Raw genomic sequence first — 13,929 nt, 5'->3', positions numbered from 1 at the left:
GCGGGCGTCGTCGCTGGCTCGTTCAGGGTGCCAGCAACAGTGAACGCGGCCGGCCATGCGACAATGACCGGCCTGATCCAGCTACGGTAGTTCCCGGCGTGACCGAAACCGTCGCCGCTCCGCGCACGCTCGATGACACCTTGAAGGACGCGATCCGCAAGGCGTACACGACGCTGCAGGCCAACACCCCCGGCTTCTCCACCCGTCGCTCGCAGAGCCAGATGATCGGCGTGGTGTCGCGCGCGCTGTCGAAAAGCGGTGGCGTCGGCGTGGTCGAGGCGCCGACCGGCGTCGGCAAGAGCCTGGGCTACCTCACCGCAGGCGTGCCGATCGCGCTGGCCACCAAGAAGAAGCTGGTGATCAGCACCGGCACCGTGGCGCTGCAGTCGCAGCTGGTCGAGCGCGATATCCCGAATTTCCTGAAGGCCACCGGCCTGGAAGCGACCGTGGCGCTGGCCAAGGGACGCACCCGCTACCTGTGCACGCGCAATGCCGCCGAGGCGCAGGGCGAGGGCTCGCAGGGCGGCATGTTCGAGGATGACGCGCCACTGTTCGACCGGCCGCTGGCGCCGATCGAGATGGACATCGCCAAACGCCTGACCGACGCCTTCACCAGCGGCAGCTGGGATGGCGATATCGACAATGCGCCGGAGACCATCAGTCCCGGCCTGCGCAGCCGCATCACCACGCCGGCCTCGGGTTGTGCCGGGCGACGCTGCGCCTATTCGGCGCAGTGCGCGGTGCTGCGCTCGCGCAATACGGTGCGCGACGCACAGATCGTGGTCACCAACCACGCGCTGCTGCTGTCGGCGCTGTCGATCGGTGACAGCGACAACGGCCAGCCGTTGATCGCGCCACCCTCGGACATGCTGCTGGTGCTGGACGAAGGCCATCACATCGGCAACGTGGCGATCGACCAGGGCGCGGCCAGCCTCGCGCTGGACGAGATGGCCAAGCGCACCGGCCGCCTGCAGATCCTGATCGCCGGTGCGTACCGCGCGGTCGACAAGGACCGGCTGGGCAACCTGCTGCCAAACGAAGCGATCGAAGTCGCCAGCAACGTGGCCAAGCAGCTGCGCGCGTTCCGTGATCACATCGAGCGGGTGTGGATGCCGGCGCCGGCGGACGAAGAGCCGATGTGGCGCGCGGCCAATGGACGCCTGCCCGAGGCCTGGCGCGAGCCGATCGAGGCACTGGCCGACGATACCCGCAGCCTCTACAACTGGGCGCATGCGGCCACCACGCAGGTGGCCAAGGGCAAGCCGGACGATGCCGCGCGCGAGCGCCTGCAGCGCAACCTGGGCATGGCGCTGGAGATGATCGAGCAGCAGTACAACCTGTGGCAGGCGTGGCGCCGCGAAGACAAGGACGGCGCGCCGCCGATGGCGCGCTGGGTGACTGCCACCCGCGATGGCGACCTGGTGCTGCACGGTTCGCCGGTGTCGGCCGCGCACGTGCTGCGCAAGCTGCTGTGGGATGAAGTGGACTCGGTGGTGATGACCTCGGCGACGCTGACCGGCGGTGGCGACTTCCAGGCGCTGGCGATCGACAACGGCATTCCGGAAGAGGCCGAGATGGTCTCGCTGTCGTCGCCGTTCGACCTGCCCAACCAGGCCGAACTGATCGTGCCGAAGTTCCCGGTCACGCCGGACGACCGCGAAGGCCACCCGCGCGAAGTGGCGCGCTACCTGGACACCGAACTGGACTGGGCCAAGGGCTCGATGGTGCTGTTCACCTCGCGCTGGAAGATGGAGAAGGTGGCCGGGCTGATGCCGGCCGCGCGCCGCAAGCAGGTGCTGGTGCAGGGCGAGATGTCCAAGACCCGGCTGATCGAGGAACACCTGCGGCGTGTCGAGGCAGGCGAGGGCTCGGTGCTGTTCGGCCTGAACTCGTTCGGCGAGGGCCTCGACCTGCCCGGCGAGGCCTGCACCACGGTGGTGATCACCCAGGTGCCGTTCGCCGTGCCGACCGACCCGCAGACCGCCACCCTCAGCGAGTGGTTCGAGGGACGCGGGCTCAACGCGTTCAACCTGATCGCCATTCCGCATGCGCTGCGCACGCTGACCCAGTTCGCCGGCCGCCTGATCCGCACCTCCACCGACACCGGCCGCGTGGTCATTCTTGATTCGCGGCTGCTGACCCGCCGCTACGGCAAGCGCATCATCGACGCGCTGCCGCCGTTCAAGCGCGTGATCGGCTGAAAAATGGGGACGGAGGGGATTAAGTCGTTTGAGCCTCAAACGACTTAATCCCCTCCGTCCCCTTTTCCCAGGTGCCGGCCAGCGGCCGGCACTACCGGATCGGCATCAATCGCCGAGCAGGGCGGTGTTGCGTACGGCGCCCTTGTCGGCGCTGGTGGCCAGCAGGGCGTAGGCCTTCAACGCGCTGGTGACCTTGCGCGGGCGTGGCGCGCGCGGTTTCCAGCCACGCGCGTCGGCGTCGGCGCGGCGCTGGGCCAGCGTGGCCTCATCCAGCAGCAGGTCGATGCGGCGGGCCGGGATGTCGATGCGGATGCGGTCGCCGTTCTCCACCAGACCGATGACACCGCCGCTGGCGGCTTCCGGCGAGACGTGGCCGATCGACAGGCCCGAGGTGCCGCCGGAGAAGCGGCCATCGGTCAGCAGCGCGCACTGCTTGCCCAGTCCTTTCGATTTCAGGTAGCTGGTGGGGTACAGCATCTCCTGCATGCCCGGGCCGCCCTTCGGCCCTTCGTAGCGGATCACCACTACCTCACCCGGTTGCACCTCGTCGGCGAGGATGCCGGCGACGGCGGCGTCCTGGCTTTCATAGACACGCGCGGGGCCTTCGAACACGTGGATCGATTCGTCCACGCCGGCGGTTTTCACCACGCAGCCATCCACGGCCAGATTGCCACGCAGCACGGCGAGGCCGCCTTCCAGTGAGTACGCATGCTGCAGCGAGCGGATGCAGCCCTCGGCGCGGTCCATGTCCAGGGTCGGCCAGCGCGTGGCCTGGCTGAAGGCCTCCTGGGTAGGGATGCCGGCCGGGCCGGCCTTGAAGAAGGCATGCAGGGTGTCGTTGTCACTGCGCACTACGTCCCAGCGTTCCAGCGCGTCGGCCAGGCTGGCGCTGTGCACGGTCGGCACCGTGGTATCGAGCAGGCCGGCACGGTCCAGTTCACCGAGGATGCCGAACACGCCGCCGGCGCGGTGCACGTCCTCGATGTGGTACTTCGGCGTGTTCGGCGCCACCTTGCACAGCTGTGGCACGCGCCGCGACAGCGCGTCGATGTGGGTCAGGTCGAAGTCGACCTCCGCCTCCTGTGCTGCGGCCAGCAGATGCAGGATGGTATTGGTGGAGCCGCCCATGGCGATGTCCAGGGTCATCGCATTGGCGAACGCGGCCTGGGTGGCGATGCCGCGCGGCAGCGCGCTGGGGTCTTCGCCGCCGTACCAGCGATGGCAGAGTTCGACGATCAGGCGGCCGGCGCGGCGGAACAGCGCCTCACGGTCGGCGTGGGTGGCCAGCGTGGTGCCGTTGCCGGGCAGCGACAGGCCCAGCGCCTCGGTCAGGCAGTTCATCGAGTTGGCGGTGAACATGCCTGAGCAGGAACCGCAGGTGGGGCAGGCGCTGCGCTCGAACGCGGCGACTTTCTCGTCGGAGGCGCTGTCATCGGCGGCCACCACCATCGCATCGACCAGATCCAGCTTGTGCTCGGACAGCCTGGTCTTGCCCGCTTCCATCGGCCCGCCGGAGACGAACACCACCGGGATGTTCAGGCGCAGCGCGGCCATCAGCATGCCGGGGGTGATCTTGTCGCAGTTGCTGATGCACACCAGCGCGTCGGCGCAGTGCGCGTTGACCATGTACTCCACGGCGTCGGCGATGATCTCGCGGCTGGGCAGCGAATACAGCATGCCGTCGTGGCCCATCGCGATGCCGTCGTCCACGGCGATGGTGTTGAATTCCTTGGCGACGCCGCCGACCTGTTCGATCTCGCGCGCGACCAGCTGGCCGAGATCCTTCAGGTGCACGTGGCCGGGCACGAACTGGGTGAAGGAGTTGGCGATGGCGATGATCGGCTTGTGGAAGTCGCCGTCCTTCATGCCGGTGGCGCGCCACAGGGCGCGGGCGCCGGCCATGTTGCGACCGGCGGTGGAGGTGCGGGAACGGTATTCGGGCATGGCGGGCGGAACGGGCGGGCCGTACGACGTGGGGGTCAGCCGATCATGGCCAATTTTTTCGGTTGCTGCTGCAACCACCTTCACCGCTTGCAGCGGCTTGGCGGTCCGCGCATGTCCCCTTATTCCCGCGCCTTCGGCGCGCCCCCCTTGAACAACAAGGGGGCTTCTTGCCGGAGACTTGGCTGCGCGCGCCGGGCATGACCGGGCGCCGCGGGATGTGTGCCAACCAAGGTTGGCACCTACCAGAGCGGTGCGCCGCCTGGGGTCGGATCCCATCGCGGCGCGATGGGCTCTGACCCCAATGCCGACGAAAATGAAAGTCCGTTCATCTTTCGCACTTTGCCGATTCCGGTTGCTGGCCCGGATTTGGCATCATTGGGGCATTGATCCGTCGACAGGGCATGAGGCCATGAAACGTTCCCGCACCACCGCGCTGCTGCTGATGAGCGCCGCGCCGCTGCTGTTCACCGCCTGCCAGAAGGAGCCGGAGGTGAAGGTGCAGGAAGGCCTGTATACCTCGGTGGAGGCCTGCACCGAGGCCACCGGCGATCCGTCGTCGTGCCGCAATGCGTTCGCCGAAGCGCAGAAGCAGGCCGCCGATGCGGCGCCGAAGTACGCCAGCAAGGAAGCCTGCGAGAAGGACTACAAGCCGGAACAGTGCGTGCAGCAGCACACCTCGGCCGGTACCTCGTTCATCGGCCCGATGATGATGGGCTTCTTCATGTCGCAGATGCTGAGCAACCGCGGCGGCCTCGCCCCGCAGGCGCCGGCGTCGGCACCGGCCTACCAGGACAAGAATGCGGGTTGGGCGCGCCCGGCACCGGGTGGCACCGGTGGCCTGAACACCGCCAGCGGCATCGGTGCCGGCAAGGCCGGCCTGGCGCCGGTCACCAGCGAGCCGAACCGTGCGGTCACTGCCAGCCGTGGTGGCTTCGGCAATACCAGCGCACGCCGCAGCACCAGCGGCAGCTACGGCGGCTGATCAACCCATGCAGCGCATCCGGATTGCCGAGCGTGCCCAGTGGCGGGCGCGCGCGGAAGAGGCGGGTTTCCGCTTCCACACCATCGACAGCCAGCCGTACTGGGATGAAAGCGCGTATTACGCCTTCACCCTGCGCCAGATCGAACAGGACATCGAAGACCCCAGCGCCGAGCTGCACCAGATGGCGCTGGATCTGGTCGGTGATGTCATCGGCAGCGAACGCTTGATGGACCAGCTGGCGATTCCGTCGCACTACCGCGACTGGATCGCCGACAGCTGGCGCCAGCGCCAGCCGCACCTCTATGGCCGCCTGGACCTGGCCTACGACGGTAACGGTCCGGCCAAGCTGTACGAATTGAACTACGACACGCCGACCTCGCTGTTCGAAGCCAGCTTCTTCCAGTGGCAGTGGCTGGAAGACCAGCGCAATGCCGGCCGCCTGCCGCAGCATGCCGACCAGTTCAACGCCATCCACGAAGCGCTGGTCGAGCGTTTCGGCGACCTCGCCGCGCAGCTGCCGCCGCCGCTGTACTTCAGCGCGGTCGGCAGTTCGGAGGAAGACCGCGGCACGGTCGAGTACCTGCGCGACTGTGCGTCGCAGGCCGGCCTGCATGGCCAGGCCATCGCCATCGAGGACATTGGCCTGTCCGAGGACGGACGCTTCACCGCGCTGGACGATTCGGTGATCGGCACGCTGTTCAAGCTGTATCCGCTGGAAGACCTGATGGCCGAGGAATTCGGCCGCGCGCTGCCCGGTTCGGGCGTGCAGCTGCTGGAACCGGCCTGGAAGGCGGTGCTGAGCAACAAGGGCATCCTGCCGCTGCTGTGGCAGCGCAACGTGGGCCATCCGAACCTGCTGGAAGCGCATTTCGATGACGGCAGCACGCTGGCGTCGGGCTGGGTACGCAAACCGCTGTTCTCGCGCGAAGGCGCCAACATCGAGATGCACCTGGCCGATGGCAGCACCCAACGCAGCGACGGTCCCTACGACGGCCCGGCGATCATCCAGCGTGCGCATCCTCTCACCCGCTTCGAAGGCGGCTATCCGCTGATCGGCAGCTGGGTGATCGGTGACCATGCCTGCGGCATCGGCATCCGCGAGGATGACAGCGCGATCACCCGCGACAGTGCGCGCTTCGTGCCGCACGCGATCGTCGACGAGGCGCCGACGCGGATCTACGTCTGATGACGGTGCGGCGCAATCGCGACCTGCGGCCTGCGCCGCTGCCGGGCCGGCATCTGGATGACGGCCACGCCCTGTGGCGCTATTCGGACCGCATCGCGGTGCGCTGCCACCGCTGCGATACGCCCGGCTGGGTGGTGCGGACGCCGGAATCGCGACGTTTCCGCTGCCTGGGCTGCAGCGCAGCCCTCGACAGTGGATGCGGCTGCGGTTGCTGTGCCGCGGGCGACTGGGTCGGGTCCGTGCGCTACAGCGGCTATCGTCCCTGCGGATACTGCGGGCACAAATGGGTCCGCGCCGAGCTGTACCGTGCGCGTGCAGTGTCGCCGTTGCGGACGCTGGCGGCGGACTGCAGTCAGTGCGGACGCAGCAGCGAGGTGGAGGTCACGTTGTCGCGATGGCGTGGCAATGAGGCGATCGATCCGCATTTTGGCTTGCCGCTGCGGCTGGTCGAAAAGACTGCGGCCGGCGTGCTGTGGGCCTACAACGAAGCCCATCTGCAGGCACTGCACGACTACGCTGCCGCGCCTCTGCGCGAGCGCGCGGGCGTTACCAACGGTTCGATGTTCTCGCGCCTGCCGCAGTGGATGAAGCTGGGCCGCAACCGGGTGCTGCTGCAGCGTGCGGTGGAGCGGTTGCAACGTCGGTTGCTTCAGGGGTAGTGCCGGCCGCTGGCCGGCAACCGGTTTTGGTAGATGCCGACCCTGGTCGGCGCTGTGGATTCCGTGCCAACCAAGGTTGGCACCTACCAGAGCGATCGCGGGTATCAGAGCAGCCCTTCGCGCTTCACCGCCAGATAGCGTTCCACCAGCGCGCCGGGCAGGGCATCGGCGGTCACGTCCAGCACCATCACCTTTTCGCTGCGCAGGGCCTCATGCGCCTTCGCGCGTTGCTGCAGGTACAGCGCGGCGGCACCGGCCTGGGTGGCGTCTTCCAGTGTCTGCACCTCGCCCTCCAGTGCGCCGTCCAGCTCGCGTTCGCGCAGGCTGGCCACGCACACCAGGTGGCGCCGCTGCAGCAGGCGCACTGCCGCCAGCAGGTCTTCGATGTCCTCATCACGCACGTTGCTGACCAGCATCACCAGCGCACGCCGGCGCTGGCGCAGCGACACCTCGGTGGCGGCGGCCAGGTAATCGGTGGCCACCGCGCGTGGCTGCAGGTCGTAGCTGGCGCGCAGCAGGTGCTCGACCGTACCCATGCCGCGCTGCGGTGCCACCCAGCGGCGTTCGCCACCGGCAGCGTACAGGCCGGCAGCGTCGCCCTGGCGCAGCGCCAGGTAAGCCACCACCAGCGAGGCGTTCAAGGCATGGTCGAAGTGCGAGAGCCCGCCTTCGCTGGCCAGCATGCGCCGGCCACTGTCCAGCATCAGCAGCAGCTGCTGGTTCTTCTCGTCCTGGTATTCGCGCGAGATCAGCTTGCGCGCACGCGCGGTGGCCTTCCAGTCGAGCTGGCGCAGGCTGTCGCCGATGCGGTACTCGCGCATCTGGTGGAAATCGGTGCCTTCGCCACGGCGGCGCTTCACGTGCGCACCAACCAGCCGCGAGGCCTGGTCGGCACTGAACAATGCGAAGCGGGTGAGCGGCACGAAGTTCGGATAGACCCGCACCTCCAGCGCCGGCGGCAGCGTGCGTTGCTGCCACCACAGGCGCCACGGCGAACGCATGCGCAGGTGCACCCCCTCGAAGCGGAAGTGCCCACGCTGCAGCGGCTGCAGGTGGTAGTGCAGGGTGGACGCCGTACCGGCCTGCAGGCGCACGCGCTGCGGCAGCGCTTCCAGCGGCCAGCCGCCGGGCACCAGGTCGAACACCTGCACCGTCATCGATTGCTCGGCCTGCAGGCGCAGCGCCGCCTCGCGGCGCACGCCCAGCGCCAGCGCTTCGGGCAGCTCGCGCTGTACCTGCGGCGACGGACGCCGCGACTGCCGCCACAGATCCCACAAGGCGGGCAGCGCGATGACGACGGCTGCCAGCGCCCAGCTCCAGCGCGGCAGCCACCCGCCCAGCACCAGGCCGCCCAGGGCAGCCCAGGCCAGCAGCAGCGCCAGCAGCAGCGGGGCCGGTCTCATCGGCGCGGTGCTTCCACCTTGGCCAGCAGCGCGCCCAGCACGTCGTCGGCGTCCTGGCCTTCGATCTGCAGCTCCGGGGCCAGCGCGATGCGGTGGCGCAGCGCCGGGCGCGCAATGTCGCGCACGTCGTCCGGCGTGACGAAGTCACGGCCGGCCAGCACCGCCTGCGCGCGCGAGGCACGCACCAGCGCGATGCTGCCGCGGGGGCCAGCGCCGACCGCGATGCCCGGCCACTGCCTCGTGGCCGCCACAATCCGCACCGCGTAGTCGATCACTTCGTCATCGACGGTGATCGCCGCGGTCGCGCGCTGCAGTTCCAGCAGCTCGCCGGCCCCCAATACACGCGGCACCTGGCTCAGGTCGAAATCGCTGGCGGCACGGCCACTGGTGATCGCGGTCACCATGCGCTTCTCGTCCTCCAGCTGCGGGTAGTCGATCAGCACCTTCAGCAGGAAGCGGTCCAGCTGTGCTTCCGGCAACGGGTAGGTGCCTTCCTGTTCCAGCGGGTTCTGCGTAGCCAGCGCCATGAACGGCGGCGCCAGGGTGAAGGCCTTGCCTTCGATGGTCACCTGGCCTTCCTGCATCACTTCCAGCAGGGCCGACTGGGTCTTGGCCGGGGCACGGTTGATCTCGTCGGCCAGCAGCAGGTTGGTGAACACCGGGCCGCGACGGATCTTGAAGCTCTCGCTCTTCGGGTCGTACACCGCGTGGCCACTGACGTCGCTGGGCATCAGGTCGGGGGTGAACTGCACGCGCCCGTAGTCCAGCTCCAGGGCCTGTGCCAGTGCACGCACCAGCAGGGTCTTGCCCAGACCGGGCACGCCTTCGATCAGCACGTGGCCACCGGCCAGCAGCGCCACCAGGATCTGGTCCAGTACATCGGCCTGGCCGATGAAGGCGTGTCCAACGGCGGTGCGGATGGCATCGACGCGTTCGATCAGGCGGGCGTTGGCGGCCGCCGGCAGCTCGGGGACTTCGGTCATAGCAGGGATCTCATCTGGAGCAGCAAGCGGATGCGCTCGCGCAGGGCGGAGGAATCGTGCGGTGGCGGGGGCGTGAGCGCGCTGGCAACACGGCCTTGCGGCCATTTCAGCAGTTCGGCGATGGCCTGATCGCGCGGCGCACCGTCCAGTGCAGCGGCTACCGGTGCGCGCAGGCGCAGGCGATGCAGGAACAGGGCGAACACGGCGTCGTACAGGCGCGTGCCGTGGCCGAAGCGCAGCAGCAGCTCGCCACTGGCACGCACGTGCTCCAGCAGCGAGCGGCGTTCCAGCACCGGCGACGGCAGCAGGCTGCCAAAGCGCTGCGAGCGGGCCCACAACCAGCCCAGCAGGGCCAGCAGCAGCGGCGCCCACAGCGGCCAGGCCTGGTAGAACAGGCGCGCCCACAGCGACGGCGGGCGGCTGGCGTAGACCAGCCAGAAAGTGCCCTTGCCGTAATTCGGGTCGAGCAGGTAACGGGTCAGGTCGCGGTGCGAGAGATCGTGCAGGCCATCACTGGCCTTGCCTGCGGCCGACGCCAGGCGTGCCGCCGGTGAGTCCACCTCGCCGCGCATGAACTCCATGTCGGCCAGCACGCTCACCTTGCCCTGGCCATGGCGCAGGCGTGCGAACACCAGGTTGCGCTCGTTGCCCCAGCGCCGTTCGGCCCGCGCATTGGCGGCAAAGCCCAGCGTGAAGCGACGGCCGCCGCAGAACTCGACGTGGCTGGGATCATCGATGACGTGGAATGGCTGGCAGTCACTCTGCTGATACAGGCTGTCCACGCCCAGCTGGTCCAGCAGGGGCCCCTGCGTGCTGCTGGCGTCGTCCTCGGCGGGCGGCGGCGTACGCACCAGCAGATGGCCACCACCATCAACCCAGGCCAGCAGGGCCCTGGCCGCCGGTGCCGGCAGTTCGCTGCTGTCCTGCAGCAGCACCACCGTATCGTGCGGGCCCAGCGCCATCTGCTGCAGGTCCAGCCGCGGCCGCGAGTGCACCTCGATGCCATCGGCACGCAGGGCCTGGCCCAGCACGTACAGCGGGTTGTAGCCAGCTTCGCCCTGCGGCGGCAGTTGCACGGTCTCGGTCACGCGTTCGTGCGTGCGCAGGTAGAGGATCGTCAGCGGCACGCCGAACAGCACCAGCCCACCCAGCAGCAGCGACCAGAACAGGCGCGGACTCATGCCAGCCACCTGTACTGCCGGCGCAGGGTATCGGCCAATGCATCGAAATCGGCGCGGCTGGGCAGGCGGCCACCGTAGGCGGCGTACTGCCACATGCGCACGATGCGCGCGAACAGGTCACGGTCGGTGGCATCGGGCATGCGCCGCGACGCGCGCAGGCATTGCGCTTCGGTGGCACCGGGCGGAAGCGCGATGCCGCTGCGCTCGCCCACCGTGCGCACGCTGGCGCGGTACAGCAGGGCCAGCGCCTGCCGCGGCCGCCCCTGGTCCCACAGCAGGCCGGCCTGGGTGGCCACGTCCGGCGGCAGCACGACCGGCAGTTCCACCGGTTCTTCCACTACCTGCGGTGCGGCCTCGGCCTTGCGCCGGCCACTGCCGCGCAGCCACGGCAGCCACAGCCGTGCGGTCAACAGCAGCACCAGCAGCAGGACGCCCAGCAGGCCCCACAGGCCCCACTCGGCCAGGCGTGCCAGCCAGGCGATGCCGTCCTTGCGCGCTTTGCGTTCACCCTTGCTGTTGGTGTCACGCTGCAGCTGCTTGTCTTCCTTCTTTTTTTCCTCGGCCTGCTCGATCGGCTTCCAGCGGGTGATCTCGCGGGTCGGGCGCTGCAGCGGGTCCTCATAGGCGCGGTTCACCGCCTGGCGGAAGCCGGCGGTGTCCACTGGCGCTGCACCGAAGATCATGGCCGGTGCATTGGCCGGATCGTTCGCCGCAGTGGCCGGTTCCTCCGCGCTGTCCTCGTCCTCTCCGGCATCGTCTGCCTGTTCTGCGGCCGTCTGCGCGTCCTGCGCATGCACTGGCGCGGAGGCCAGCGGCAGGGCAAGGCACAGCAGCAGGGCCAGCGTCGATGCCGCCGGCAGCAGCCGCTCGCGCAGGCGGCGCAGGGCGATCTCAACGTCCCACGCTTCCATCTGCGTGCGACGGTTCAAGTACAGGCCGAAGCCGGCGCCGACGTAGAACGGACCGATCAGCACCGAGGCCAGCCAGCACGCCAGGTTGAAGCCGGCCCGCGCCCAGGCGGGTGTGTCCTGGCCGATCATGTCCCACGCGGCACGCCATGATTCGGACATCAGCTCCAGCGGCATGAACATGAACACCGCGCCGATCGCACCGGACACCAGCACCGCTTCAAACGCCATGCAGGCCACGGTCAGCACGGCGGCGGCACCCGCCGCACCAGCGGCCACGGCACGGCGGCGTGCACCGCGCTGGGCCGGCGCATTGCCCTCCAGCAGGTTCACCGGCAGGCACAGGCTGCGCAGCACGCTGAAACGGCGCCAGCCCAGGTAGCCCCAGAAACCTGCATTGCCCCAGCTGCGTTGCGCGCGCAGGGCCGCCAGCGTACCGACCGGCTCGCCGAAGATGCCACGCGACAGCACGTACAGCGGCGCCCGTTCGAACAGCGGCTTGCACCACCACATCGCCAGCCACGCCCAGCCGAATGCATCCAGCCACCAGCCCAGCGCGTTGAAGACCACGAACAGCGGCGCACTGGCCAGCAGCCAGCTGCCCCATACCGCGCGTGCGTGGCGGCGCGACAGGGCACTGCCCAGCTCCATTGCTTCCCAGCCGCTGCGCGCGCGCAGCACCACGTCCAGGTGGTCAATGCGCATGGCCGCCTCCGCGTCCGCCGCGCCACAGCCACAGCAGCACGCCGGCCCACAGCATGCCGGCCACGCTGAACTTGCCCCACGCCGGCACGTCGGCAATCGACGACCAGAAGGCTTCGATGAACGCGGCCACCAGCAGCATGAACGCCACGCCCAGGCACAGGCGCGCACCGATGCGGCCGCCCTCGACCAGTGCATCCAGGCGGCTGCGCCGGCCGGGTGCCAGCAGTTTCATGCCCAGCTGCAGACCGGCACCGCCGGCGATCACGATCGCGGTCAGCTCGAAGGCACCATGGCCTGCGACGAAGCGCCAGAACGGATCACCATGGCCGATGTGCTGCAGGTGGCCCGCCACCGAACCGATGATCACGCCGTTGAACAGCAGCACCAGCAGCGTGCCCAGGCCGGCCAGCAGGCCGCTGGCGAAGGTACGCAGGGCGATGCTGATGTTGTTGAGGATGTAGTGGCCGAACATCATCCAGTCGGTGCCGCTGTCGCGTCCCAGGCGCTCGGCGGCCGGATCGTACATGCGCTCCATCTCGGCGATCTGGCGGTTGTCCATCACCATGTGGATCAGGTCCGGATAGACCTGCACCAGCACGAAGCAGGCCAGCGCCGGCAGCGCGAACATCGCCAGCGCCACCCACATGCTGCGCGCCTGGCTGCGCACCAGCAACGGGAAGTCGGCCACCAGGAATTCCAGCGCACCGCGCCAGCGCGTCGGCGGCGTGCGGTACAGCACGCTGTGGCCCTGCTGCATCAACTGCTGCAGGCGCTGCACCAGCTGCGGGCTGTAGCCGCGCTCGCGGGCCAGCGCCAGCTGCTGGCACAGGCGCCGGTAGCGCTGCGGGAAGGCGGTATCGTCCAGCGCGAGCGCGCTGGCCTTGCGCCGCGTGCGGCGCGAAGCACCGGCGCGCAGCAGCAGCCAGTGTTCCAGGTCCTGCCATTCCTGCTGGTAGCGGGCGACGAACTGTTCCTGCTTCATCGCCGCCCCAGCAGCCAGTTGGCCATGGCATACAGGCGCAGCACGCCGACCTGGCCGTGGGTGCCGGTCAATGGCTCGGCAATGCCGGCCAGTTCCTGCTGGCGTGCCGCCGACAGCCGCGGCGCGCGCTCGGCGAAGGCCATCAGCGCCGCCTGTTCTTCCGGTCGCAGCGGCTGCGGCGGGGCCAGCACGCTGTCGATGGTGGGCGGAGGCGGCAGGTACAGCACCGGTGCATGCACCACCACGGTACCGGCCACCAGGTCGCCGAGGCGGCGGCCGTGGGAATCGAACAGGCTGCTGATCAGGCCCAGTGCATAGCCGAACGGCAGCATGTCCACGGTGCGCAGCAGGTTGCGGGTGATGGCGGCCATCCAGCCCACCGGCGCGCCATCGCGCGCGAGCACGTGCAGGCCCAGTGCGCGCTTGCCCAGGGTGCGGCCCCACCGCGCTTCGCAGACGATCGGGTAGGCCCAGTAGACCAGGAACATCAGCACCAGGCCGAGCCCGGAGCCGAACGAATCCAGCAGTGCCAGCGGAATCGACATCAGCACCAGCACCGCGATGCGCACGCCCAGATCGATCAGCCAGGCCATCGCCCGGGGCACCGGGCCGGCCGCCGGCAACTGCAGCGGCACACCCTCCGGCGTCACCACCTCGCGGTAGGTATCGAGCATCGGTGCGGCCATCAGTGCGATGGCCTTCGTTGTGGGCGGCGGAGTCCTCTCCGGCAGGCAGCCACAGGCATGGGGGTCTCGACAGGTCCTGGTCGGGCCCAGACTTTAGCAGAGCCGCATG

11 protein-coding genes are annotated in these 13,929 nt (G+C 69.1%); 4 read left to right on the top strand and 7 right to left on the bottom strand.

Translation table 11 applies throughout. From position 1 onward, the window contains the following. Positions 1 to 98: 98 nt before the first annotated feature. Positions 99 to 2,201 (top strand): ATP-dependent DNA helicase DinG, encoded by a 2,103-nt coding sequence (gene dinG, locus AC5P5W_RS09875; protein WP_049404916.1) that lies wholly within the window; start codon positions 99 to 101, stop codon positions 2,199 to 2,201. 105 nt (positions 2,202 to 2,306) lie between these two features. On the opposite strand, the gene ilvD is transcribed toward dinG, so the two are convergent. Then, the gene (gene ilvD, locus AC5P5W_RS09870; RefSeq protein ID WP_032959069.1) at positions 2,307 to 4,145 is read right to left on the bottom strand and encodes a dihydroxy-acid dehydratase; all 1,839 of its coding nucleotides are present in this window, start codon (positions 4,143 to 4,145) and stop codon (positions 2,307 to 2,309) included. Between the two features lie 409 nt (positions 4,146 to 4,554). Between ilvD and AC5P5W_RS09865 the strand changes: the two genes are divergently transcribed. Genes AC5P5W_RS09865 through AC5P5W_RS09855 form a run of 3 tightly spaced genes read left to right on the top strand, consistent with a single transcriptional unit; the run spans position 4,555 to position 6,972 of the window. Then, positions 4,555 to 5,127, top strand: a complete 573-nt coding sequence (locus AC5P5W_RS09865; protein WP_005420172.1) for a DUF1190 domain-containing protein — start codon at positions 4,555 to 4,557, stop codon at positions 5,125 to 5,127. A gap of 7 nt (positions 5,128 to 5,134) precedes the next feature. Continuing rightward, positions 5,135 to 6,313: a glutathionylspermidine synthase family protein gene (locus AC5P5W_RS09860; protein ID WP_197575377.1), complete on the top strand. Its 1,179-nt coding sequence runs from the start codon at positions 5,135 to 5,137 to the stop codon at positions 6,311 to 6,313. After that, the gene (locus AC5P5W_RS09855) at positions 6,313 to 6,972 is read left to right on the top strand and encodes a hypothetical protein (protein WP_197575376.1); all 660 of its coding nucleotides are present in this window, start codon (positions 6,313 to 6,315) and stop codon (positions 6,970 to 6,972) included. The genes AC5P5W_RS09860 and AC5P5W_RS09855 overlap by 1 nt, the downstream gene beginning before the upstream one ends. Before the next feature lie 104 nt (positions 6,973 to 7,076). Here AC5P5W_RS09855 and AC5P5W_RS09850 read toward each other — a convergent pair whose 3' ends face one another. The 6 genes from AC5P5W_RS09850 to AC5P5W_RS09825 are packed head-to-tail and all read right to left on the bottom strand — an operon-like array spanning position 7,077 to position 13,820. After that, a complete protein-coding gene (locus AC5P5W_RS09850) occupies positions 7,077 to 8,375 on the bottom strand; it encodes a DUF58 domain-containing protein (RefSeq protein WP_014648783.1) in 1,299 nt (432 codons plus the stop codon). Continuing rightward, positions 8,372 to 9,358: an AAA family ATPase gene (locus AC5P5W_RS09845; RefSeq protein WP_014648782.1), complete on the bottom strand. Its 987-nt coding sequence runs from the start codon at positions 9,356 to 9,358 to the stop codon at positions 8,372 to 8,374. Before AC5P5W_RS09845 ends, AC5P5W_RS09850 begins: the two co-directional genes overlap by 4 nt. Beyond that, a complete protein-coding gene (locus AC5P5W_RS09840; protein ID WP_495221074.1) occupies positions 9,355 to 10,539 on the bottom strand; it encodes a DUF4350 domain-containing protein in 1,185 nt (394 codons plus the stop codon). The genes AC5P5W_RS09845 and AC5P5W_RS09840 overlap by 4 nt, the downstream gene beginning before the upstream one ends. Continuing rightward, positions 10,536 to 12,152: a DUF4129 domain-containing protein gene (locus AC5P5W_RS09835; protein ID WP_014648780.1), complete on the bottom strand. Its 1,617-nt coding sequence runs from the start codon at positions 12,150 to 12,152 to the stop codon at positions 10,536 to 10,538. Before AC5P5W_RS09835 ends, AC5P5W_RS09840 begins: the two co-directional genes overlap by 4 nt. Next, the gene (locus tag AC5P5W_RS09830; RefSeq protein ID WP_014648779.1) at positions 12,142 to 13,134 is read right to left on the bottom strand and encodes a stage II sporulation protein M; all 993 of its coding nucleotides are present in this window, start codon (positions 13,132 to 13,134) and stop codon (positions 12,142 to 12,144) included. Before AC5P5W_RS09830 ends, AC5P5W_RS09835 begins: the two co-directional genes overlap by 11 nt. After that, positions 13,131 to 13,820: an RDD family protein gene (locus AC5P5W_RS09825; RefSeq protein WP_014648778.1), complete on the bottom strand. Its 690-nt coding sequence runs from the start codon at positions 13,818 to 13,820 to the stop codon at positions 13,131 to 13,133. Before AC5P5W_RS09825 ends, AC5P5W_RS09830 begins: the two co-directional genes overlap by 4 nt. Between the last annotated feature and the right edge of the window lie 109 nt (positions 13,821 to 13,929).

The sequence above is a fragment of the Stenotrophomonas sp. YJH_SMC_123 genome (genome assembly GCF_059368215.1).
This window is presented reverse-complemented; position numbering and strand designations above follow the sequence as displayed.

Coding starts and splice junctions, on each gene's coding strand:
- ilvD (WP_032959069.1), bottom strand. CDS start 4,145: ATGCCCGAATACCGTTCCCGCACCTCCACCGCCGGTCGCAACATGGCC.
- AC5P5W_RS09830 (WP_014648779.1), bottom strand. CDS start 13,134: ATGAAGCAGGAACAGTTCGTCGCCCGCTACCAGCAGGAATGGCAGGAC.
- AC5P5W_RS09845 (WP_014648782.1), bottom strand. CDS start 9,358: ATGACCGAAGTCCCCGAGCTGCCGGCGGCCGCCAACGCCCGCCTGATC.
- AC5P5W_RS09825 (WP_014648778.1), bottom strand. CDS start 13,820: ATGGCCGCACCGATGCTCGATACCTACCGCGAGGTGGTGACGCCGGAG.
- AC5P5W_RS09855 (WP_197575376.1), top strand. CDS start 6,313: ATGACGGTGCGGCGCAATCGCGACCTGCGGCCTGCGCCGCTGCCGGGC.
- AC5P5W_RS09860 (WP_197575377.1), top strand. CDS start 5,135: ATGCAGCGCATCCGGATTGCCGAGCGTGCCCAGTGGCGGGCGCGCGCG.
- AC5P5W_RS09840 (WP_495221074.1), bottom strand. CDS start 10,539: ATGAGTCCGCGCCTGTTCTGGTCGCTGCTGCTGGGTGGGCTGGTGCTG.
- AC5P5W_RS09865 (WP_005420172.1), top strand. CDS start 4,555: ATGAAACGTTCCCGCACCACCGCGCTGCTGCTGATGAGCGCCGCGCCG.
- AC5P5W_RS09850 (WP_014648783.1), bottom strand. CDS start 8,375: ATGAGACCGGCCCCGCTGCTGCTGGCGCTGCTGCTGGCCTGGGCTGCC.
- AC5P5W_RS09835 (WP_014648780.1), bottom strand. CDS start 12,152: ATGCGCATTGACCACCTGGACGTGGTGCTGCGCGCGCGCAGCGGCTGG.